18 protein-coding genes are annotated in these 24,109 nt (G+C 46.4%); 17 read left to right on the top strand and 1 reads right to left on the bottom strand.

The annotated features are described in order from the left end of the window. Positions 1-140, top strand: a 140-nt coding sequence (locus tag CLV98_RS24210; RefSeq protein WP_146202305.1) for a winged helix-turn-helix domain-containing protein, incomplete at its 5' end; no start/stop codon positions are given. Between the two features lie 127 nt (positions 141-267). Here CLV98_RS24210 and CLV98_RS23350 read toward each other — a convergent pair. Further along, positions 268-459: a hypothetical protein gene (locus CLV98_RS23350; RefSeq protein WP_146202304.1), complete on the bottom strand. Its 192-nt coding sequence runs from the start codon at positions 457-459 to the stop codon at positions 268-270. Positions 460-493: 34 nt separating this feature from the next. Between CLV98_RS23350 and CLV98_RS17595 the strand changes: the two genes are divergently transcribed. The 16 genes from CLV98_RS17595 (at position 494) to CLV98_RS17520 (ending at position 23,979) form a co-directional block, all read left to right on the top strand. After that, positions 494-1,126, top strand: coding sequence for a GntR family transcriptional regulator (locus CLV98_RS17595; protein ID WP_109676322.1), 633 nt, complete (start codon positions 494-496; stop codon positions 1,124-1,126). Beyond that, positions 1,123-2,175 (top strand): isocitrate/isopropylmalate dehydrogenase family protein, encoded by a 1,053-nt coding sequence (locus CLV98_RS17590; RefSeq protein WP_109676320.1) that lies wholly within the window; start codon positions 1,123-1,125, stop codon positions 2,173-2,175. Before CLV98_RS17595 ends, CLV98_RS17590 begins: the two co-directional genes overlap by 4 nt. After that, complete coding sequence (locus tag CLV98_RS17585) at positions 2,172-2,801, top strand: cyclase family protein (RefSeq protein WP_109676318.1); 630 nt, start codon at positions 2,172-2,174, stop codon at positions 2,799-2,801. Before CLV98_RS17590 ends, CLV98_RS17585 begins: the two co-directional genes overlap by 4 nt. A gap of 89 nt (positions 2,802-2,890) precedes the next feature. Next, positions 2,891-4,201, top strand: coding sequence for a four-carbon acid sugar kinase family protein (locus CLV98_RS17580; protein WP_109676316.1), 1,311 nt, complete (start codon positions 2,891-2,893; stop codon positions 4,199-4,201). Further along, positions 4,176-5,432, top strand: a complete 1,257-nt coding sequence (locus CLV98_RS17575; RefSeq protein WP_229203441.1) for an MFS transporter — start codon at positions 4,176-4,178, stop codon at positions 5,430-5,432. The genes CLV98_RS17580 and CLV98_RS17575 overlap by 26 nt, the downstream gene beginning before the upstream one ends. Further along, on the top strand, positions 5,425-6,453 hold the full coding sequence (locus CLV98_RS17570; protein ID WP_109676312.1) for a Gfo/Idh/MocA family protein: 1,029 nt from the start codon (positions 5,425-5,427) through the stop codon (positions 6,451-6,453). Before CLV98_RS17575 ends, CLV98_RS17570 begins: the two co-directional genes overlap by 8 nt. A gap of 26 nt (positions 6,454-6,479) precedes the next feature. Continuing rightward, the gene (locus CLV98_RS17565) at positions 6,480-8,351 is read left to right on the top strand and encodes a DUF5060 domain-containing protein (protein WP_109676310.1); all 1,872 of its coding nucleotides are present in this window, start codon (positions 6,480-6,482) and stop codon (positions 8,349-8,351) included. 206 nt (positions 8,352-8,557) lie between these two features. After that, positions 8,558-9,172 (top strand): RNA polymerase sigma factor, encoded by a 615-nt coding sequence (locus tag CLV98_RS17560; protein ID WP_158281287.1) that lies wholly within the window; start codon positions 8,558-8,560, stop codon positions 9,170-9,172. A gap of 354 nt (positions 9,173-9,526) precedes the next feature. Further along, positions 9,527-10,573: a FecR family protein gene (locus CLV98_RS17555; RefSeq protein WP_109676306.1), complete on the top strand. Its 1,047-nt coding sequence runs from the start codon at positions 9,527-9,529 to the stop codon at positions 10,571-10,573. 162 nt (positions 10,574-10,735) lie between these two features. Further along, entirely contained in the window at positions 10,736-14,278 is a 3,543-nt protein-coding gene (locus tag CLV98_RS17550) for a SusC/RagA family TonB-linked outer membrane protein (protein WP_229203440.1), read from the top strand. A 17-nt stretch (positions 14,279-14,295) separates the two neighbouring features. After that, positions 14,296-16,143 (top strand): RagB/SusD family nutrient uptake outer membrane protein, encoded by a 1,848-nt coding sequence (locus CLV98_RS17545; protein ID WP_109676302.1) that lies wholly within the window; start codon positions 14,296-14,298, stop codon positions 16,141-16,143. Between the two features lie 21 nt (positions 16,144-16,164). Then, positions 16,165-19,320 (top strand): SusC/RagA family TonB-linked outer membrane protein, encoded by a 3,156-nt coding sequence (locus tag CLV98_RS17540; RefSeq protein WP_229203439.1) that lies wholly within the window; start codon positions 16,165-16,167, stop codon positions 19,318-19,320. Between the two features lie 8 nt (positions 19,321-19,328). Next, positions 19,329-21,131 carry a RagB/SusD family nutrient uptake outer membrane protein gene (locus tag CLV98_RS17535; protein WP_229203438.1) on the top strand — a complete coding sequence of 601 codons (1,803 nt, stop codon included), beginning with the start codon at positions 19,329-19,331 and terminating at the stop codon, positions 21,129-21,131. Between the two features lie 33 nt (positions 21,132-21,164). Then, entirely contained in the window at positions 21,165-22,127 is a 963-nt protein-coding gene (locus tag CLV98_RS17530) for a DUF1735 domain-containing protein (protein WP_109676300.1), read from the top strand. Between the two features lie 127 nt (positions 22,128-22,254). Next, entirely contained in the window at positions 22,255-22,836 is a 582-nt protein-coding gene (locus CLV98_RS17525) for an RNA polymerase sigma factor (protein WP_158281286.1), read from the top strand. A gap of 126 nt (positions 22,837-22,962) precedes the next feature. Continuing rightward, a complete protein-coding gene (locus CLV98_RS17520) occupies positions 22,963-23,979 on the top strand; it encodes a FecR family protein (protein WP_109676295.1) in 1,017 nt (338 codons plus the stop codon). Positions 23,980-24,109: the final 130 nt, after the last annotated feature.

Here is a 24,109-nt window from a genome sequence, read left to right as displayed (position 1 = left end):
AAAGGTGGTCAGGCCCTGGTATTCTTAAGGTAATAAAAGAACAGTTTGGGGTGGATTATAAACCCAGTCAGTCCTATAAATTAATTGACAGAATGAGGCTGGTATTCAAAAAGGGAAGTGGGGTAACCATAGCAAAATAATGTGTAGTTTATTGATATTGTTTCATCAAAATTGACGAAGAGCCCAACATGCTCCAGAATATCCAGCAGCCATCGGGACCTCCGGCTAGCAAACGTTGGGTATTGCATGAGGCCTTCTCAGATGTATTTAACGGTCCCCCCCCCTATACTCCAATTGGCTCACCTGCCATCCTTTTTGAAGAGGTTTAGCCATTCCAAAGACTATTGGAATGGGTTTTAGGTGAGCTATTCGTCCTTGCTCTACCACAAAACTGGCCAGGGGAATGGTAAAAAACAGTTTTTTAAAATAATAATACAAAAACGATTGCGTTGTTGACATAGTTTTTTATTTTTGTATACAAAATACAGTATACATGATCAGTCATACCGATTTAAGTCAACTGGCCTATTTAGAATTGAAGAGGCAAATATTAGAAGGGGAGTTGGAGAAAGGGGAGAAGCTCGTTCAAGAAAGGATTGCGGAGCAGCTGGGCGTGAGCCGTATGCCGTTGCATAAGGCATTTCAGATGCTGGAAAGTGAATTTTTGGTAGAGGCGATTCCGAGAAGAGGATACTTTGTAAAGAAGTTTGAGTTTCAAGAGCTTATAGATGCCTTCGAGTGTCGGGAGGTATTGGAAGGGCTTGCGGCAAGGCGGCTAGCCCTGCAGGACGATCACCGTCAAATAGCGCAGGAGCTTTTCGATATTTTTCAACCTTTCGTCCATCAAAAGGAGGTGGACGTAGAGGCATACCGGATAGCCGATCAGCTATTTCATAATATGGTAAGGCAGAAGTCGGACAATGTAGTACTCAAGAAATTGGATGCCCTAGGTAATTACCTCAAAATGACCTTTTCGCTAGGGTTGGTAAGAACGCCAGAGCAGACCCTGCCCGAGCATTTGTCGATCATAGAGGCCATTCGTAAAGGAGATGGAACTGGAGCCGAAGAGTTAATTAAGGCGCACGCAAGAAAAACAATTCAAATATTAGTGAACAAAAACGCATGAAAAAGTATCAAATAGCCGTGGTGAACGGTGATGGAATTGGGCATGAAATCGTGCCCATGGCTGAACAGGTATTGCAAGCCGTAGCTGCAAAGCACGATTTTAGTGTGGAGTCTACCACTTTTCCATTTGGCGCTGGCTACTATTTGGAGCACGGCGACTTTATGGCTCCCGATGGCCTGGAGATTTTAAAGGGTTTTGACGCTATACTGTTTGGGGCAGTAGGGTTGCCTGCCGTAGATGATACCCTTCCTTTTAAGCTGTTTACCAATAAAGTTCGTACTGCCTTTAAGCAATATGTCAACTACCGACCGGTGAAATTATTAGATGGTGTAAAGAGCCCGCTCGGAACAAAAACGCAAAAAGATATCGACTTCGTAGTGGTGAGGGAGAATAATGAGGGAGAGTTTGTCCAAAATGGACGGCAAATGTATCCTGACGAACCCTTTGGCTTCGCCACCGATACCAGCTTGTTTACCAGGGTTGGAGTCGAAAGGATTGCCCATTATTCCTTTAAGCTGGCCAGGAAAAGGCGCAAGAAGGTAACCAACGTTACCAAATCGAATACCATGATCAATACCCTGGCTTATTGGGATCGGGTAATTGGGGAGGTGGCCGAGCAGTATCCAGATGTGGAATACCATAAAATGTACATCGATGCGGCTACTGCCAATTTCGTTTTGCATCCCGAGTATTTCGACGTCGTACTCACCACCAATATGCTGGGAGATATCTTGTCGGACTTAGGGGGTGCTATTATGGGCAGCCTGGGCTTTGGGCCGAGTGGAAACCTCAATCCCGAAAATACTTTCCCGTCCATGTTCGAGCCAATACACGGCTCGGCACCCGATATCGCTGGTAGGGGCGTTGCCAATCCGATAGGGCAGATCTGGTCTGTGGCCATTATGTTGGATCATTTGGGTGAAGAGCAGGCGGCAACGGCCATCGTGAAGGCTATTAATAGGACTACGGCTGCGGGTATTCTCACCAAAGATGTGGGCGGAAGCTACAGTACCCAAGATATTGCCAGGGCCATAATCGAAAATCTATGAAAATAGTCGACCTTACCCTGCCTTATTCTGGCCAGATCAGCGGATTTTCACATAGTCCGGCCAGGGAATTATCTAAGGATGGTTGGAATGCCACCACCTTACAGATTTATTCCCATGCGGGTACGCATATGGATGCTCCCATTCATTTTGGGGTAGGCGATCGTACCATCGATCAGTTTGACGTCTCCGACTTTGTGGTGGATAGGGTATGGGTAGTCGATTTGACGCCGGTGAAAGACCAGACCTTGCTGGGTATAGCCGATCTGGGGGAGGTAGCCAATACCCTTCAGAATGGGGATGGGCTATTCTTGCGAACGGACTGGTATCAGCGACTCGGCACTGAGGCGTATCGTAATAAGTTACCACGAATAGGCGAGGAATTGGCTCAGTGGATGGTGGCACGAGGGGTGAGCATGTTGGGTGTGGAGGCTCCTTCGGTAGCCGACGTAAACAATCTGCCCGAAGTAACGCGCATCCATCAGATCCTGCTCGGGAACGTCATTATTGTAGAAGGCCTTGGGTATCTGGACCAGTTGCAGCGAGCAATGGTTAAGGTTATTGCCCTTCCCCTCAAAATCAAAGATGGAGACGGGGCGCCCTGCAGGGTGATTGCCTTCGAAGAATAAAAGGCCTATAGAAGGCCGCAGCAACGACTGTGGACCTCCTGTAGGTGCTATAAAGATAAGGAGTATAATGCTAACCGTTAGTAAAGACTATGGATACGGAAAGAACAATCATCGTATTGGATGACGACCCGACGGGTACTCAAACGGTTCGACAGGTGCCGGTCCTAACGGGCTGGTCTGTGGAGGAGATCAAGGAGGAATTCGAACGCAATACCCCTCTATTTTTTATTTTGACCAATACCAGAGCCTTTCCTGAAGAGGTCGCCCAGGGGATCAATCGGGCCATAGGTGAGGCCATCCGGCAGACGAAGAGGCCATTTTGGGTGATAAGTCGGGGTGACTCTACACTGCGGGGGCATTTCCCTAGCGAAACAGACGCCTTGGCAGAGGGGCTAGGCTGGGGGGATGATTTCCTATACGTATTGCTACCTGCCTTTTTTGAAGGACGGCGGTTCACCCAAGGCGATGTCCATTATCTACAGGAACAGGGTCGGTTTGTTCCGGTAGGGGAAAGTGAATATGCTAAGGATGAGACCTTTGGCTATCGTAATTCTAATCTGAAAGACTGGGTGGAAGAAAAGTCTGAAGGGCGGATCCAAGCATCGCAAATAAGCTCCTTAAGCATTCAAGAACTGGAAGGTAGTAACGATGTGCATCTTCTTCAGGTGATCACGCAGGCCGATCGGGCGTTGATCGTCAATGCGATCGATATGCGACATATCGATCGGTTTTCGGCTGTGGTGGCTCGTAGTAGCAGGAGAATTGTCTTTCGAACGGCTGCGTCCTTCGTCTCTTCATTTGGGGGCTTTGGCAAAGTTCCTTTGTTGACCGCAGAAGCGCTTAAGGCCGAGAATGGAGCCGGCGGTGGACTTATTATTGTAGGATCCCATGTGCCCAAAACGACCCTTCAGCTAAGTGAATTGCTGAAGGCCGACGTGGATGCTTTGGAATTTGACATCGCTACTTATTTGCAATCGGGCCAAGGTTATGTGCAGGGACTGAGCTTAGAGATTCAGTCTCGGTTAAGTCAAAATCGGGATGTAGTGGTATATACCAGTAGAACACTGCGCAAAGGAAACGATCGGGATGATAGCCTTCGGCTTAGCACACAAATATCGGATGGGCTTGTCGGATTGGTTTCCTCCCTTCCCGTACAGCCTTCTTTTTTGATATCCAAAGGGGGGATTACCTCGAGTGATATTGCCACCAAGGGCCTCAAAATATCAAGGGCTATGGTGATGGGCCAGGTGTTGCCCGGTGTGCCCGTTTGGCGGGCCGATGCCGGCTCTAAGTTTCCTGGATTGAAATATGTGATTTTCCCGGGAAATGTCGGGGAGGCAGATAGTTTGTTTCAAGCATACCAAAAAATTAAAAATGATAAAAATACCCCTCAGGCATAAGTTGGTCGCCACCACCTTTGCCCTAACCCTCTTGCTGTATATCGATCGGGTATGTATATCGGCAGCCAAAGCACCCGTTACGGAGTCCTTAGGCCTGACAGACACGCAGTTTGGCTGGGTCCTATCGGCATTTGCCCTAGGATACGCCTTACTACAGACTACGTCTGGTCAGCTAATCGATAGAAAGGGGCCCCATATTGTACTGACCACCATCGTGACGATATGGTCGTTGATGACGGCCCTTACTGCGGCAGCTTGGAATTTTGGCTCTTTATTAGTAGTTCGGTTCTTGTTTGGAGCCGGTGAAGCCGGTGCCTTCCCAGGAATTTCGAAGTCGACCCTTACCTGGATTCCCCTAAAAGAAAGAGGACTGGTAACGGGTATCAACTTCTCGGGTAGTCGACTAGGAGCCGCGTTTGCCATGCCACTAGTCGTATGGCTTTTGAATTCTTTTGGCTGGCGCGAATCTTTCCTTATACTAGGTGTGGTAGGAGTAGCCTGGGCAGTTTTTTGGTACAGCTGGTTCCGGGATGCCCCCGAGCAACATCCATCCATTAGTGCAGAGGAGTTGGACTATATCTTGAAAAACCGACAGGTGGTCCTTACTACCAAGCAATCGGTGAGTCTGGGTTCCCTGCTCCGAAATAAGCAAGTATGGTGGGTCATGTTACAGTATTTTGGGAGCAATTATATTTTCTTTTTTTGCCTCACCTGGTTGTTCCCATTCCTTAAAGCGAAGTACCAGATGGACGACCTTCAGCTGAGCTATTGGGTCATGTTGCCCTTTATTGCAGGAGCCTTTGGGAATTACTTTTCAGGTTATTTGGTCGATGCTCTCTACAAACGAAACGGCTTAATAGGATCCAGGAGGATTCCGGCCATCATCGGGTTCGCCCTTATCGTGATCGGCCTAGTGGCCAATATAGGTGCCGAAAATATTTACACCTCCATCGCCTGTTTATCCTTGGCCATTTTTGGTGCCGATATGACCTTGAGTCCCTCTTGGTCCTACTGCATCGATGTAGGCGGAGAGCATGCGGGAGCATTGTCGGGGACGATGAATATGGCCGGTAATCTGGGGTCTTTCCTTACGGCACTGGCATTTCCATACCTGCAAGCCTGGACGGGCGACGAGAACACATTTTTTTATGTAGGCATAGGGCTAGCCATTATAGCCATATATGGTTGGACGCAAATGAACGCAGCGCAATCGCTGAAAACGTATGAATAAGTTAAAAGGAGTAGTAATAGGAGCGGGGTATTTTAGTGACTTCCATTATGATGCTTGGTCGCGGATAGACGAAGTAGAGATAGTTGCCCTCGCCGATTTCAATGAAGAGAATGGGCAGGCCATGCAAGGTAAGTATGGTATTTCTACCTTTTATAACGACTATCAGGAGATGCTCGAAAAAGAGAAGCCTGATTTTGTAGATATCGTCACTCCTCCGGCCAGTCATTTGTCCATCGTGGAGCATATCGTGACCCTGGGTATTCCCATGATCTGTCAGAAGCCCTTAGCGCCTTCCGATGCCGATGCCAAGCGTATGGTGAGTCTTACCCAGGAGGCTGGAATCCCATTTATGGTTCATGAAAACTTTAGATTTCAGCCCTGGCATAGGGAAATTAAGCGCCTCATATCGGAGGGGGTCATCGGTGATATCCATAACCTGAGCTTCAATTCCCGAATGGGCGATGGATGGGGGGAGGATGCATACCTTTCTCGCCAGCCCTATTTCAGGGCCTACGAGCATCTGCTGATTTACGAAACCGGCATTCATTTTATCGATCTTATTCGGTTTTATGCGGGAGAAATACGGCAAGGCTTCGTTAAAACGCGACGATTAAATCCGGTGATCAAAGGGGAGGATCGGGTGCATGCGCAGTTTGAAACCCATCAGGGAGTCTGGGCATTTTGGGATGCCAATCGCTACAACGAACCCATCACCAAAAAACTCCGCTATACTTTTTGTGAGTTGACCGTAGAAGGGCGAGGGGGTAGTATTAGGCTCGACTACGAGGGTAATATTACCATTCAAAAGCTGGGGGAGGAAGTGACAGTCCATTCCTATATACATGGAAATCGAGGGTTTGCCGGAGATAGTTGTTTGGCTACTCAGCAGCACTTTGTCAGCTGTCTGCTGAATGGTGGGCCATTTGAGACCAATGGCCTCGATTATCTAAAGAATATAGAGGTGCAACGCCTGGCCTATCGGTCGGCAGATGAGGGGTTGCCTTTTTTAATTCGATTATAGCCGATCATTTATAACCAACAATTCTTATGTTTCAATCATTAGTAGTAAAAACCAGGAACCTGATGCTCGCGGGGCTTCTGGTAGGCCTGGGGCAGGTGTACGCCCAGAGGACGGTACAAGGGCAAAAATGGGACAATACGACCATCGATTTTCAGGGTCCCGAGACTTCGGAAATGGCCATGCCCAACCCATTTACCTATTACCGACTCGACGTTACCTTTACTCATGAAGATGGCTTTCCCATTATGGAAGTGCCTGGTTATTATGCTGCCGATGGGCAAGCGGGCAGCACTTCTAGTACCAAGGGTCATGTATGGAGGGTTCATTTTTCAGCCCCGAAAACCGGAAAATGGTCCTATAAGGTAAGCTTTAAGGCCGGTGAAATGGCCGCTATTGGAGATGATGGCGAATCGGCCGGCTTTATGGATGGGCAACAGGGAACAGTTCTTATTTCTGCCTCCGACAAGGCCCTCCCCGACAATCGCGCCAAAGGACGGTTGCAATATGTGGGTAAGCGTTATTTGGAATGGGCCGAAAACAATACCCCTTTCCTGAAAACGGGAGCCGATTCCCCAGAAAATATGTTGCATTACAGCGACTTCGATGGGAACCTGGATGCCTACGGTAAGCTGGGCAACAAGTATTACCAGCTGATGAAGACTTGGGAGCCACATGCTAGGGATTATGACCCTGCGGCGTCAGCATATACCTGGAAAGACGGTAAAGGTAAAAATCTATTAGGAGCTATCAATTATCTGGCCAAAACCGGCGTGAACTCTATTTCTTTCCTTACCATGTCGATAGATGGTGACGATGGGGGAGTATACCCTTATATCGTAAAAGACGATGAAGCATTTATTGCCGCTTCGCAAGAGTCGCGCTCCTGGAGCAAGGCCGTACACCAACACCGTTTCGATTGTTCGAAACTGGACCAGTGGGATAAGGTATTCAGCTATGCCGAGAGCAAAGGGATGTATCTTCATTTCAAGACTTTTGAAGCCGAGAACATCGCCTTAATGGGCAAGTATGAGCTTACCAATGAAAGGAAGTTGTACTATCGGGAATTAATAGCGCGTTATGCACACCATCTGGCGTTGAACTGGAATTTGAGTGAAGAAACCAATGTGGATATTGCATTAATCAAAAAAACCGCCTCCTATATTCGTCTTTTGGATCCTTACAAAAATCATGTGGTGCAACATACCTATCCCTTGGGGCATGGCAAAGGGAAAGACCGACCCACCTATGAATATTACTATCCCAATCTGGTAGGGCAGCAATCGGAACTTACAGGAGCCTCTTTACAATTGCAAGTCGACGATATTTATACAGAAGTAAAACGATGGGTACTTACCTCCGAACAGTCGGGCAAGCCATGGGTGGTAGCCAACGATGAGCAAGGTGGTGCGGGCGTAGGGATCACCGTCGACGAAAGCTTTCCTGGATATACCGGAAAAATGAAACCCGACAACCGGGATATGATCCGACATAAGGTGCTTTGGTCTACCTTTATGGCTGGGGGTGCCGGTGTAGAATATTACTATGGATACGATACCGAACAAAACGACCTGAATGCCGAGGACCATCGGAGTCGGGAGAAAAAGTATCAAGAAGCGGCTGTCGCCAGAAAGTTTTTTGAAGGACTCGATGTGGAGTCGATGCAGCCCTTGGATGGGTTGACCAGCGAAACCACCAATTATGTGTTGGGCAACGACCAAAAGATCGTCGTCTATATGCCGACCGGTGGTTCTACCCAGATCAAGCTGTCAGGTAAAGGTTGGAAGGGATCGGTTTTTAATCCGAGAACGGGTAAAACAGAAAAGCAACTAGGAAGTGTGTCGGGTAAGCTGACTGCCCCAGATGCCAAGCAAGACTGGGTCATCGTGCTGAGCCGCTAACGATTGATGGGTTGAGAGATAGAAATGTTGATACCGTCAGCTATTTCTATCTCTCCGTCTTCAATTTATTTTTGGTCAGACTTAAGGGTATATATAATAATTATGCGTCCCAAGGAAAGGTTACCGCAATATTACTTAGTTGATTAGAGGGGGTAATCGCCCATATAGTAAGTGTCTTTAAATCTTTCTTGTAAACTGGACGTATATTGGAAGTTAGAAAATCAATAGGACGATATGGCGAGGTAGACCCTCTATGGAAGGCGCTTAAGGAGGGGGAAGTTTCCGCCTATGAGCGTATTTTTCATCTTTATTATGAACCCCTATTCAATTATGGATGCCGGTTTCATAAAGATTCCGAAGAGGTCCGAGACTGTATCCAAATGTTGTTTTTGACGATATGGGAAAGAAGGGAGTTTCTGGGTAGTTCCGATAATATCCGTAATTATCTTTTTTCCTCATTAAGGAGATTAGTACTCAAAAGACTAAAGCTTAACCAGAATAAGTTTGTCGATATGGATACTTCAGACATCGATTTTTATGCCGATTTGTCCTTCGAAGCCGTGTATATCAACGATGAAACGAGTGGCGAAAATGTATTGGCCCTCCAGGAAGCCTTAGAAAAATTACCCGCTCGACAAAAAGAAGCCTTGTTCCTTCGGTTTTATGGCGATCATTCCTTCGGCGACATTGCCCAAATCATGAACATCACCACGAGAGCCGTGTATAAGCTCATCTACAAGTCATTAGAGGCGCTCAACCGAGAACTACAGCCCAAAATGAAGACTCAAAATATTCCTTATATTTTATCGATATTATTCTAGGTCTACGCAATATCGATGCAATTGAACTCCGCCTCATCGGCTTACCGTATGTCCTAGCTTGTAGAGGGGGGAATTCCATGCGGGGCATTCCATGCGGGGCATTCCATGCGGGGCATTCCATGCGGGGCATCCCATGCCGGACAATTATAAATTTTTCACGTTTCGATCCCTTTTATCAGACTTTAGTTTCCTAAAGTATTAATAAACATTCTGTATTTAATGTTCTGGTTATCAATGGTATATATGCATATGGCATATTATTGTTAAAAAAAATATAAAAAATATGCCAAGCATAGGGTCACTTTCTCTTTTTAATAGCTTCTATTAATATAAGAGGAGAAAATTTGACTTTTAATGGAAAAATATAAGGGCTATAAGGCAGAAGATTTTTTGATGGATGATTCTTTTGTCCAATGGCTGCGGGCCGGCAATGCCGAGGTCGATCAGCGCTGGGAGCAATGGTTGGAATTACATCCTGAAGCCTTGCCAGATGTCCGGAAGGCCCGGTTGATCTACCAATCTATGCACTTCAAAAATATTAAGCTCAGTTCTCTGCAAATAGAGAAGGAGTGGGAACGCCTCGTTCCTGAGCTTAACGAAAGCCACCGGGAGTCTTTGGGGCAAGGAACTCCATCTATTGGTCTTGGGGCCTGGTGGTGGAAGGTGGCGGGCATTTTTCTTATCCTGGGTTTGGTGTACCTGGGCCAATACCAGTATCCCACCCTACTCGATGTTCCTACGTTTAGTGTTAACAGTGTAAAGGCCGAGCCTGGCAATATGGTGACGGTGACCTTGCCCGACGGGTCTCGGGTAAAGCTAAATGGGGGTTCTGAATTGAAATACCAGCCTTCATTTGCAGGTAGTACGCGAAAGGTTCAACTGACGGGTGAGGCATTCTTTGACGTACAAAAGGACTCCCTTCGGCCCTTTATAATTCAGACGGGCCTACTCATGACAGAGGTGCTGGGAACTTCCTTTGCTATACGCGCTTATGGAGAGCAAGAATCCATAGAAGTGGCCGTAGTCGAGGGAAAGGTGAGGCTACATGGGCGGAAGCCCAGTAAAGCCCAGAAGGAGGTGGTCCTTGTAAAAGACGAAATGGCCACTTTCGATTTACAAAGTAAGGAAATCAGCGTAGGGGCTTACGATCCTTCCGATCAGATTGCCTGGAAAGATGGGGTGATCCTCTTTAAAAAGGCTGATTTTTCTTCCATTGTCAAAAAACTCGAGAAGCGTTATGGAATAAAGTTTCGGGTTAACGGCAATGTTCAAATAGACAAAGACTGGAGGTTTACAGGGAAATTTACCAATAAATCGGTGGAGTATATCCTAGAGGCCATCAGCTATCCTAACGTATTTAAATACCGAGTCGATAATAAAACGGTCAATATTTATCACTAAACCGAACATCCTACTTATGGTAGCGAACACCAGTTAACCGATTCGGCGAGCTCTCTTACCGCCGGATAGACAAAAAAATACAGCCCTGATTACTAGAGTTGGCGCTCACAGGAAGTAATAGGGCTGTAGTTGAAATGAACATTCATTAAAACACTTAAAATTATGCAATTAAAACTACCGTCACAAATTCTAGTCATGTCGCGATATACCTTACTAGGAATGTTGATACAATGCTTATTTGTGGGGTTACTATCCGCAGCGGAGGGTAATGCCCAGAATCAGAGCATTGACAAAATCAACTTGTCGCTGATTACCAAGGGAGTATCCCTAGAAGACGCCTTGGTCACGATCAGTGAAAAGACCAGTTTAAATTTTCAATATGACCAGAAGCTGGTCCGTAATATTGAGATCGATTTAAACTTCAGGAATTCGACCTTAGGGAATGTACTACGGTATATTTCAAAGGAAACTAATTTGGGTTTTCGAAGGGTTAATGAGACGATTTATGTCAAGGAAGCTGCAGGAGCATTGGCCGACACCAGGGAGATGTCCGTCGCCCAACTAGGGCTGGTAACCTCGGATCCCAGTTTCTTTGCTTCTTCGAAGTTGGAACTGAATTACCGCCAACATTTAGATAAAATTATGGATGCCGGAAAGTCGTCGGTAGCGGTAACGGTATCGGGGGTGGTGAAGGGAGACGACGGGGAAGTGTTACCTGGCGTCAATGTGATTGAAAAAGGGACGGTTAACGGCGTTTCTACCGATACCGATGGGCGTTATAAGATCACCGTGGCTAGCAATAATTCGGTACTTGTTTTTAGTTATATCGGATATGTAACCCAAGAAATAACCTTAGGCAGTCGTAGAGCCCTGAACGTCGACCTGCTCTCGGAGAATAAGTCCTTGGAGGAGGTGGTAGTAGTGGGCTATGGTGTGCAAAGAAAGGAAAGTGTAGTAGGGGCCATTACCCAAGTGGATAACAAGGCCCTGATGCGGTCAGGGACGTCTAATGTCACCAATGCCATTGCCGGGAAGCTATCGGGTGTTCTCACCATGCAGAGCAGCGGGGAGCCAGGGAACGACCATTCTGAGATTATAATCCGTGGTCTATCGAGCTGGAATGGTTCTCAGCCACTCATTATGGTCGACGGCGTCGAAAGGGACTTTAAAGACATGGATCCTAACGAGATTGCCACCATATCGGTACTTAAGGATGCCTCTGCTACGGCTGTTTTCGGTGCCAAAGGTGCCAATGGGGTCGTGATAGTGACCACCAAAAGAGGGGTGATCGGGAAGCCTAAGTTGGATTTTACGGCCTCTTATGGCTTATCGATGGCTACCCGAATCCCGGACCATATCAGCTCGTACACCACCATGACCATGTACAACCAAGCGTTAATGAATGGCCAACAATTTACGGACCTCATTCCTCAGTCATCTTTGAATGAATACCGAAGCCCCTCCACTCCTCTAAACTCATTACGTTATCCCAATGTAAACTGGTTCGAAACGCTTACCAAGCCCTTTGCGACCACTGCCAATGCCAATTTTAACGTGTCGGGAGGAACAAGCTTTATCAAGTACTTTACTTCCTTGGGCTATACCCGCCAAGGCGACTTTTTTAAGGCCTACAACGAAGGCTATGACGACACGCGGTATTGGTACAATCGATTCAATTATAGAACGAACATCGATTTTAACCTGACCAAAAAAACCACCTTATCGCTTAATGTAGGTGGAGAAACGGGCATTAAAAATCAACCCAGTAGCTCACCCTGGCGGAATTTGTACGCCACTGGACCGGCCCGTTATCCCGCCTATTTCCCTTCTTGGGTGCTCGAGCAGGTGCCCGATCTCGATTATCCAAATGACACTGGAGAAAGGTTGGCCATGAACTTTGGTGAATATACCGGAAACCCTTATACTTCTATGCATCAGGGCTCTTTTAACCGCTACCTCGATTCTAAGTTGTTTACCGACTTGATTCTGGATCAAAAGCTGGATGTGCTTACCCCAGGCTTAAGTGCGAGAGGGAAAGTGTCGTTGAGCACCTATTACCGAAATAACTCACTGACCGCATCCTATTCATTTCCTGAATATCAATTGAATTACGACAAAATTGGTAGTGACGAAAACCCTTGGTTCCGATTGGGGCAGGGCAACGAAATTTTCCAACAGGCTCCTCTCGATATTAATGTAGGTGGTTTGCAGAATGATTATTACAAGGATCTGTATTACGAGCTGTCGTTGAATTATATCCGAAGCTTTGGTAAGCACCATGTGTCGGGGTTGGTATTGGGCAATCGCCAGCAGAAGGATAAGACTACCGAATTCCCCTACTATAACCAGGGGATCGTTGGGCGTGGTACTTACGATTTTTCGGGTAAATACCTGGTAGAGGTCAACGTCGGATACACCGGATCTGAACGCTTTGCCCCGGGCAATCGCTATGGCTTCTTCCCTTCGGGAGCGGTAGGTTATATGCTGTCGGAGGAGAAGTTTATGAAAAAACATGTACCCTGGATTAGTAAGTTGAAGTTTAGATATTCCGATGGCAAAGTGGGTAGTGACGTAGCGGCCAATCGCTGGTTATATTTAAGTGATTATTTCAAGGATAATGCCGGATATATACGGGAGGACCTGGGGGCCAACAGCGTATCGCAATGGGAAGAAGCCCGTAAGCGTGACTTCGGCGTAGAGCTAGGGCTTTGGAATGATAGCTTTACCTTTAGCGTCGACTTATTCGACGAAAAAAGGGAGAAAATGCTTTTAGTCCCTCAAAGTGTTACGATGCTCGTAGGAAATTCCTTTAAGGAGCTCAATTTGGGGCGGTTAAAGAAACACGGCATAGAGTTTGAAGCCGAATATAGAAACAAAACGGCTGCTGGACTTAACTATTTCGTACGTGGTATTTTCGGTTTTAACGAAAACCGGATCCTCTATAAGGATGACCTGCCCTATGCTGCCGATTATCAAAAAGCCGCCGGCAAACCATTGGGAGCACAGCTGAATGGGGTGGAGCTGACTGGTTCAGGCTATTATACTTCCGTCGATGATATTCATAATAACGTCTCGGCGATCGACCTTAATAAGCTGAATGTTGGAGATTATAAATACCTCGATTTCAATGCGGACGGGCTGGTTAACAGCCTAGATAAATATCCCATTCCTGGCTCGGACTATCCACCACTCACCTATTCTTTTTCCTCAGGTTTCTCGTTTAAAAAATTCGACTTCAACTTCATTTTTCAGGGAAACGTAGGCAAATACGTGGAGTATAACCAGACCTATGAAGTTGAATTCATAAAAGGAGACTGGAGGGTGCACGAGTCCCAGCTCGACTATTGGACGCCCACCAATCCAACGGCCAATCATGCTACCCTCCATTACTCGGGTGGTGGTAGTACCGACAACCTCTTTTGGGGTGGGGGAGAAGCCGACAGGGGATTCGATATTATGGTCGAAAATCGTTTTTGGAGGAATGCCAACTATTTGAGATTGAAGGAGGTATATGCCTCTTATACTTTCAGCTCCAAGCTGTTGAAGCGGATCATCGGGACCTCCGATTTGGTGTTTTTTGTGACGGGCAACAACCTGAAGACCTTCACCAAGTTGATAGAAGGAGATCCAGAATATAAGGACTTTAATCAGGGCTTTTATCCCCAAATGACCAGTATCAAGTTTGCCATCAAAGCGGCCTTCTAACCTTAACAATGCGAGAAATGAAAAAATATATTATGCTATGGACGACCTGCCTCCTGCTGTTGGTGGGTACGGTATCCTGTATCGAAGATTTCCTTGACAAGGCTCCCGAGTCGGGATTGACTACGGAGGATGTATTTACCAAATATGAGAACTTTAAAAAGTTTTTCGATGCCATCTATGAAGGCACTAAGGTGTCGGGGACTACCTGGAGGGCCTATAATATTAAGTTGGGCTATTCGATGTATATCAATTTTTGGGATCAAAAGTATACCCTTGAGGCCTTGACAGATATGAGTGATCAGGGGCGGCTTATGGACGCCCAGGTGATAAAAAATGGATCTATTTCGGCCATCATTAATAAGATGACCTATGACCCGGCTCGTAGGCCGATGCTCGGAGCCATGTTTTCGATCATCAGGATTTGCAATACCACGTTAGCTAATATTGGTATGCTGCAAGAGGTTAACCCGGTAGAAATCAACGATTTTAAAGGCCAAGCGCATTTCATAAGGGCTTTTGCTCATTTTCACCTTTTTAGGCTCTGGGGCGGAATGCCCTATTTGAACGCGGTGATCGGTCCCGATGACGAATGGGATATCCCCAGGTTATCGAATCATGAAACCTTGGTACGTATAGCTATGGACATGGATACGGCGGCATCCTTCTTTGAGAAGGGGGAGCTCATGCGGCGCGATCCGGGGCCGGGCATTGCAGGACACCTGAATAGCCCGGAGCAGAAACGCCCTACTGGAGTGGCAGCTAAGGCATTTAAAGGTAGAGCACTGCTGTATGCGGCCAGCCCATTAAATAACGAACTGGGTACCAAAGATTGGGAAAATGCTGCCGTGGCCAACTGGGAAGCCATCCAAATTGCCGAAAAATATGGTTATGGTTTATTGTCATTAGCCGATTACAAAAAGAATTATATCGGGACTACCTATTCCAACGAACAACTCTGGGGCTGGTATATCGGCACCATGGCCTATAATAACTCCAACTTAAATGGACTGGTCAATGGTGTCTTCGGAGGAGGGAAAACGGGCTGGTCGGGAGAGTGTCCTACTCAGAATACCGTCGATAAGTTCGAGACCAAATGGGGAGATCCATTGAATACGGAAGCGGATCGGGAAAAAGCAACATTGGCCGGGCATTATAATGAGCAAGATCCTTATACCAACCGGGACCCAAGGTTTTATATCGACATCATCTATAACACCGCACCCGTGCCGGGTTATGGGAATGCCAAAATTTACTATGAGACCGTCAACGGTGCTGCCGTATATGCACAACTCCAGGACCAGTCGTATGCCGGGATCACCAGGACCGGGTATTACCAACGTAAAACCTGGGGAGAACAAAGTGTTAATAACAAAACGACGCCGCAACATACCGATCCCATCATCAGGCTTGGCGAATTATACCTTAATTATGCCGAAGCCGCCAATGAAGCCTACGGCCCCAACGGTGCCGCTCCTGGAGCGGGCATGACCGCCCTGCAAGCGCTTAACAAGATCAGAAACCGGGCGGGAATGCCCGATGTGCAGCTGCAGTTTACTACTTCCAAAGAGTTGCTCAGGGAGCGAATCAAGAACGAGAGAGTGATAGAGTTGTGCTTTGAAGGGTCGCATTATTATTATGATATACGTCGGTGGAAAGATGCTCCCAAGGCTATGAATGGCCCGTTGATGGGAGTCGATATCGAGAAGGTGCCCGTAAGCAGTGCCTATCCTACAGGTTTTAAATATGTAAGGGTTCCTTTGGCGGCCAATCGCCAGTCTAGGTGGAAAGATGCTATGTATTATTTGCCTTTTGATACGGATGATACCTACAAAATGAAAAATTTTACACCTAATGAAGTTTGGTAAAACCAACCCTTAAAGATGGAAATGATGAAGAAAATAGATATAAAATTTGGGGTTATACTGGGCTTATGTTTGCTGCTTTGCCTATGTATGGGCCAGGCAGTAGCGCAGAACAAAGCGGCCAAGGTCGTTAAGATCGATTTGAAAGTAACCGATGAGGCCGGTAGTCCTATACCTGGCGCCCAAGTGGTAATAGGCGAAGGGGTCCTGCATGCGGTGACCAATGCTTCAGGATTGTTTTCGTTTAGTGGACTTCACGAAGATTTTGTAACGGTTCAGGCTCCTGGATATAGTAAATCGGTAGTAGTGGTGAGCGACTTAATCACTTATGCCGTTGTAGCCCTCAAAAAGGCCAAGCTATTTACTACGGACGACGACCGGGTGGCCTTGCCTTTTATGAACCTCAAACGCCGATCCGTGACGGGTGCTTATACTACCCTGCAGCGCTCCGACTTAGAAAAATACCCTACCAACGACCTGAGGAATGCCTTCAGTGGATTGGCCAATGGGCTCGAAGTAGTAGAGCGCGACGGGTCCGTGGGGTTGAATGCGGAGGAGGAGCTGGGGATGTACCGGGTTACCGAGAAAGTGAGCCTCACCACCCGGGGCCGAAGCCCCATCTTTGTAATTGATGACATACCCACCGATATCACTGAAATGCCCCTAGATCCCCAAGAAATAGAATCGGTGACGGTCATTAAGGACATTGTCGGCAAGGCCATGCTGGGCCCCCGAGGTGCCGATGGGATCATCTATATCAAAACCAGAAGAGGGCGTATGCACGAGCGGGTTATGTCGTTTAATGCGGAGCAAGGCGTAAGCTATGTGGACAGATTTCCGGGCTGGGCCAATGGGGTCGAGTACGCTCGGCTCAATAACGAAGCCCGAAATAATAATGGTCTGGCACCCATCTATCAAGAATCGGATATTGCAGGCTATGCCCAGAACGATCCTTATAGCTTTAAATATCCTAATGTTGATTATCGGAATATGATGCTCAAAGACTCCAAGACGTTCCGAAGAGTCAATTTGTCGTCGACGGGTGGAAACGAAGCGGTGCAATACAGTGCATCTTTGGGTTATAATGGAGAAGGAGATATCTATAAAATCGGAAAAATATCTGACTATCATCGCATTAATGTGAGGTCCAATATCGATATCAAAATTAATCCGCTGATCAAGGTCAAATTTGATTTCTTTGGAGGGATGACCATCCGACGTTCACCCAATTATGGGTACAACTCAAATTTTACCAATGAAAGCCAGACCACCAATACTGCATTGGACTTGGTAGAGTTTAACTCGGTGATTGACGATATTACCGACCTTCCACCCATTGCCTTCCCCGTGTACGCGGCGTATGCCGACGACCTAGATGCCCCTTGGTATGCGGTTAGTTCCAATTCGGCCTTTAGAACCAACCCCATTGGCAATATCATGCACAATGGATTTTATACCGAAACGGGCCGGACGGGTGCCTCTAACCTTACTTTTGAGTATGATCTGAAAGAGGTGATTCCGGGTTTGAAGTCTACTAGTTTTATCGGTTTCAATATTTTTAATAGCTTAAGAATCGGGAAGGCTGAGGACTATATAGCCTATATCGTAAACCCGACCACTACTGCTTCGGGTGCCGACACCGTTACGCTTTCTAAGGTTCATGATGGGGCCGATATGTCGGGACTAGCCAAACTGCACGATTATTATTCCCAGCGCTTTGTGGTTTATCAGAACCTGAAGTATGAAAAGACCTGGGCGAAGAGCGAATTGCAACTCGGGCTTACCTATTATTTGGGCAAGTCGTCGAGAAATGGAATAGAAGAGCCTCAAAGACAACAAAATGGCTCCTTGATTGGGTCCTATTCGTTCCGTGACAAATATATGCTTCAGGGGGTGCTGAATTATGCCGGTACCTACAGCTTTGCCAAGGATAAGCGTTATGGAATGTTTCCTGCCCTGGGGCTGGGTTGGGTACTTTCCGAAGAAGGCTTCTTTGGTGCTGTTAAGGGCGTCGACTACTTGAAATTGAGGGCCGAAGCCGGTATAGTGGGTTATGAGAGCTTTCTTCCCCCGTTTTATTATTTGGACAGATGGTCGGTCAACTCCTCGGGCTCTGCCTTTGGGCCCTATTCCACCAACCAGTGGTTTGGTTCTAATACCGACAACTCGGTGTACCGTACCAGTCCTGCACGTATAGGGAATCCCGATCTAACCTGGGAAAAAAGACGGGAATTTAGCATAGGTATCGATGCCCTTTTATTGGATAAAAAGCTCTCTTTAGAGGTCAACTATTACAACAACCTCCGCGATGGGATGGTGTCTCAGTTGTTCAACAAGGTGCCTTATACGGCGGGTATCTCCAATGCACGTCCCTGGTACAACTACAACAAAATGAGACTCACCGGCTTGGAAATGGCCCTTCAGTATTCAAATAAGTTGGGAAGTCTGCGCTATTCTATTGGTGGAAATGCCAGTGTTCAAAATAGTAAGATCCTAAAATACGATGAGCCAAACTATCGCAATGGATATCAGTCACGAATTGGCCAGCCAAGCGACGCCTATTTCGGACAGACATACCTAGGGAAATTTGGTAGTGATGCCGAAGCCACCGTCGTTCCCCAGATATATGACGAGGTATTACATGCGGGCGACCTCAAATACAAGGATATGAATGGCGATGGGATCGTAGACGATAACGATAATAGCCAAATAGGCCATACTGCACCACGGTTGGTATATGCCCTAAACCTGAAATTGAACTACAAGAATTTCGATTTCATGGCACTAGGCAATGGTCGGGCATTCTATGATATTCCATTTACCAATAAGTATTTTTGGAACGGATGGGGAGACAATAACTATTCCGACTTTGTAAAGAATAATGTAGGAGGAGACTATCCTAATCTAACCTACTTCAAAGTCAACAATAACTTTGTAGGTTCCAATTACTGGCTACGGGATGGTGGATTCTTTAAAATCCAAAATGTCGAGTTAGCCTATAACGTACCGTTGGTTCCTGGCAATATTATCGGGGCCCGAGGTATTCGGCTGTATGTGCGGGGCGCTAACTTGCTAACGTTCTCGAAAATCAAGGAGGTGGACCCCGAGTCCATTAACTCAGGGATTACGGTATACCCCCTCTTCCGAACCTTTACAGGAGGAATTAAACTTACTTTTTAACGAATAATATGATGAATCGTAAAATAAAAAACTTTACGTGGACCATGCTTCTCGCTCTAGTGGGAGTGAGTTTGTTCTGCTGCAAGGATTATCTGGAGCCTTATCCTAATGGCAACCGAACTACGGAGGATATTTGGAAATACCAGGATATGGTACAAGGCTTGGTAGGGAACTGTTATGACAATATGCCCAGGGGGTATAACGACTTTGAGGGGGTGTATCTGGATGGAGCCACCGACGACGTGGTCATTACCAGCACCACCAATACGCTCAGTAAATTTGCAGTTGGGGCCCTGCCTACTAGTCAAGATCCTTTTCGCACCTATTGGGACCGCGACTATCGGTCTATCTATTCAGTCAACTTATTCCTCAAAGATAGAAGAGGGTACAACACTCGGTTTTTGGTGGATCCGCATCTGGACAGCCTGGTAAAAAACAGGCTCCAAGGCGAGGCATTCGCTTTGAGGGCCTGGTTCCAGTACGACCTGCTGCTGAAGTTTGGAGGTAAAGGGGTGAATGGCCAGCTGTTGGGCTATCCCATTATGCTGGAGCCCGTGGACATTAGCACCGAGTCCAATTTTGCCCGAAACACCTACGACGAGTGCGTAAAACAAATTTTGGCCGATTGCGATTCGGCCTATAAATATCTGCCCATCGCTCACCGCGACTATTTAGTGCCTGTGGTGGGGGATAGAGCCTATGCGGGAGGCCGGTATTGGGGCCGCTTCGACGGCATCACCACTCGGGCTATCAAGGCTTTGGTATATCTTAATTGGGCGAGTCCTCGCTTTAACCCTACCAACGACCTTTCACGCTGGGATATGGCGGCCAAAATGGCCAAGGAGGTGATGGATTTTAAGCAGACTACCGATGCCGTCAAAAATGGCTTTAGTCCTACCAAGGCAGTCAATTGGTTCGATCCTAATTTTGGCGGTATTATCTTCGCTTCGCGTTATAATAATGCCAACGATGCCATGGAACGTATGTTCTATCCAGGCGGCTTTCAGGGTACGGGGTCGGTAGGCGCTACACAGGAATTGATAGATGCCTTTCCTATGAAGAATGGCTATCCGATCACCAATCCACTAAGTCTGTACGACCCCGCCAACCCCTATGCCAACAGGGATCCGAGGTTTTATAGTACCATTTTTTATAATAATGCCAAGGCCATAAAAATCAATACCAGCAACGTCATGTATACCTTCGAAAACTGGATCGATGGGAAGGATGCTGCTGGGCCTGCCAACAATAGTAGGACCAACTATCATATCAAGAAAATGGTGTTTATGGGCTTGAATTGGTCTGACAATTCGATTAACCGTCAGCCTCATTCTAAGTTCTATATTCGGTGGGAGCATATGGTATTGGCTTTTGCTGAAGCGGCCAATCAGGTGGAAGGCCCCAATGGTGCGAAATATGGACTCTCGGCCAAAGAGGCTATGGCCTATATCCGCTCCAAGAGCACTTCGGATGGTGCCGCAGGCTTTACGGTGGACCCTTATCTGGCCGAAGTAGCCGCAGCCGGACCAGAGGCCTTCAATAAGTTCATTCAAAATGAGCGGCGCCTGGAGCTGTGCTTCGAAGGCCAGCGCTTCTTTGACCTGCGGCGTTGGTCCACCACCCTCGACGCTATCAACCAGCCTGTTCATGGAGCACATATCACTAAAAATGCCGATGACAGCTTTACCTATAATCTTAATAGTCTTGTTCAAACCCGATCGTTTAACTCTCCCTTTTTGCCTATTCCCTATGAGGAAATATTAAGGATGAGCAACTTGGTTCAAAATGAAGGTTGGGAATCGTGGCAGTAAGGTTTATCTACATCATTTTAAAAATTGGAAATAATGAAAAAAAATAGCTTAATCAGTATCCTTCTGCTAGGAATTCTTACATCCTGTTATAAGGACTATATCGACGATTTTGACCATGATGCCATCTATTTTAACTATCAAACCAACGTCAGAACGTTTGTGGTAGGAGAGGGGATGAAGATAGAAGTGGGGGCTTCCTTGGCAGGAGTACGAGACAATCGTCAGGATAGGATTGTGAACTTTAGCCTCGATAATAGTCTGATTACCAGTGATATTTTGGCAGTTATGAAATCGGGCCTGGGTTATATCAAGGACGCTATAGCCCCAGTAACAGAGCTAAAGCCCCTTCCTACTTCCTATTTTACCATTTCTGACCCCAGTCAAATGGTCATCAAAAAGGGGACCTATATGGGTTCGGTGGTGATAAAGGCCGACTCAGCTGCATTTTTGAAAGACCCCGCAACCATCCATCCCGTCTACGCCTTGCCCTTTTATATTAAAAGTGCCGACGCCGACTCGGTGCTGTCGGCCAAAAGGTATGCGGTGATAGCCCTTAAATATGAAAATATGCTTTTTGGGAATTACTACCATGGTGGGGTGACCGTGGTAAAGGATTCTTCAGGGAAAATCTTAAAAACAACCAATTATTATACGACTATTCCTACCCCCGAAATCAAAATGATGACCCTTCAAACGGTGGCTCCCAATGCATTGATAACCAATAAGATTAGCGATCAGTCGGGTGCTATGAAGATTACCCTGGCTGATGGTAATGTTACGGTCAGTCAGGCAGAGGGGTCCTCTGTGGTGGTACTCCCCGACGGTACGAGCAGCTTCAATCGTTCTAAACTTTTACAGGACCGAAAGCTGTATTTGAACTATAAGTTTGCCAATCCTGACGGCACCACTTCCTACGCTCAAGATACACTTACCTTCCGTAATCGGATAAGGGACGGTGTCAATGAATGGCAGGACGAGGATCCATCACATTATTGATCTTGTAAGAAGGACATAGACCTGGGATAGAGTAGTCATTATTTCCTTCCCAGGTCTACCTTTGTTTTTCAATACTTATAATTTGGAAAATGAAGTTTAGCATGATATGTTTGTACAAAACTATTGTATGGAGTATCATCTACTTAGTGACGAACTGCTTGTAAAACTCATAAGAGTCGATGATTCAGGCGCATTCAATGAAATTTATAATCGGTATTGGAAGACGTTATTCATAGCGGCACAGCAGAAAATAGCCTCCGATGAGATCGTAGAAGAGGTGTTACAAAATGTTTTTTTAAAAATTTGGGAGAAACGTGCCACCCAAGAGATTGAAAATTTGGGAGCCTATCTTTATACGGCTACCAAATACCAAATTATGGATCACTACCGGGCCCAGTTTCAAAGTGATAAATACCAGAACTTGCTGTTGTCCCAAAAAGAATCTTTCGAAGATGCCACCGAACAAGCCGTACATCTTACGGAAATCTCCGGTATTTTCGAAAGAGTGCTCTCCGCTCTCCCAGAGAAAACGAGTAGAATATTTCATCTGAGCCGGCTCGAGTTTAAGTCTACCAAAGAAATCGCCCAGCTGATGGCTATTCCCGAAAGGACCGTTGAATACCACATTACTCTTTCCCTAAAACAACTCCGAAAATCATTAAAGGATTTTTTACCCTCCCTTTTTATTGCTCTTTTACTTCAAGTTTGACTTGTATTTTTAGAAGAAAATAAGCTAATTTATCGTAAAATACATAAACTTTCAAAGAATGTATTAAGTTATCCTGCGGTATCTGCCGTTTTATACGACTATTAGGGAGCAACTACACTACCTAAGATGGATCGAAGAACATTTGCTTTTTTATTGAAAAAATACCTGAAAGGCGAGGCCACGGAAAGGGAGCGACTCATCGTAGAGCAGTGGTATGCCCTGATCGACGAGGGGCCCCGTACCCTTCACCCTGCCGAATGGGAGGCACTTGAGCAGCGGTTATGGGCCAAGTTGGAAAATAAAGCGGGACTTTCGGCAGAAGAACCTTCGAGGCCTTTACTGTTAAAGATAAAGCCTTTTATTCCCTATGCGGCCGCCGCCTGTGCGAGTATCGTGCTCTTGATCGTCTATACCCTATGGCCGCAAAAGCCTACTTTGGCCCCTTTGGATAATGGACAAGCCCTGATGATTAATAAAGAAAATAAGGTCCTTACTGTAAGCTTGGAAGATGGTAGCAAGGTGATGCTTGGCCCACAGAGCCAACTCCGATATCCCAAGAAATTTGCCAAAGACCACCGGGAAGTGGACCTGATAGGAGAGGCATTCTTCGAGATCAGTGAAAATCCCCAAAGACCATTTTTTGTCAATGCCGGAAAAATTACGACCAAAGTATTAGGGACGAGTTTTAGGGTAAAGGCACCGCAGGGCCAGGCCGATGTTGAAGTCTCGGTGAAAACCGGAAAAGTTTCGGTCTATGAAAAGAATAAAAAACAAGGAGATAACTCCATAAAGAAGAGCAATGGGGTGATCTTAAGCCCGAATCACCAGGTGACGTTTATGGCTGATCGTGCCATTTTTGTTACCGAGCTCGTTGAGCAGCCGGTGCCTGTTTCTCCTGAAGAAGGGCAGGGGCCTCATTTCGACTTCGATGATACTCCTTTGGCGGAGGTGCTAAGGGTTTTGGAAAATACGTATTCGATCGATTTGGAATTGGAACGGAAGGCCCTTAAGGATTGTCCGCTTACGGCCAACCTAACCAATAAGGGACTATATGCCCAGCTGGACCTCATCTGTGCGGCCATTCAGGGCTCTTATGAATTAAAGGGCACGACCATTCTGATTAATGGGAAAGGTTGTGATTAAAATGATGGTTTAACACTTTAAAATAGGCGTGGTATGAAATAAAACAATCCAGGCAAAAAAAGAACTGACAATGGTTGCAACATTGACAGTTCTCGGAAAGCCCTTTTCAACAAAGCTGATCCTAAAAAGC

This window comes from Dyadobacter jejuensis (assembly GCF_003149085.1).
GTDB classification, from domain to species: Bacteria; Bacteroidota; Bacteroidia; order Cytophagales; family Spirosomataceae; genus Dyadobacter; species Dyadobacter jejuensis.
Note: the sequence above shows the minus strand (reverse complement) of the source record. Positions and strands in the feature narration are given on the sequence as shown.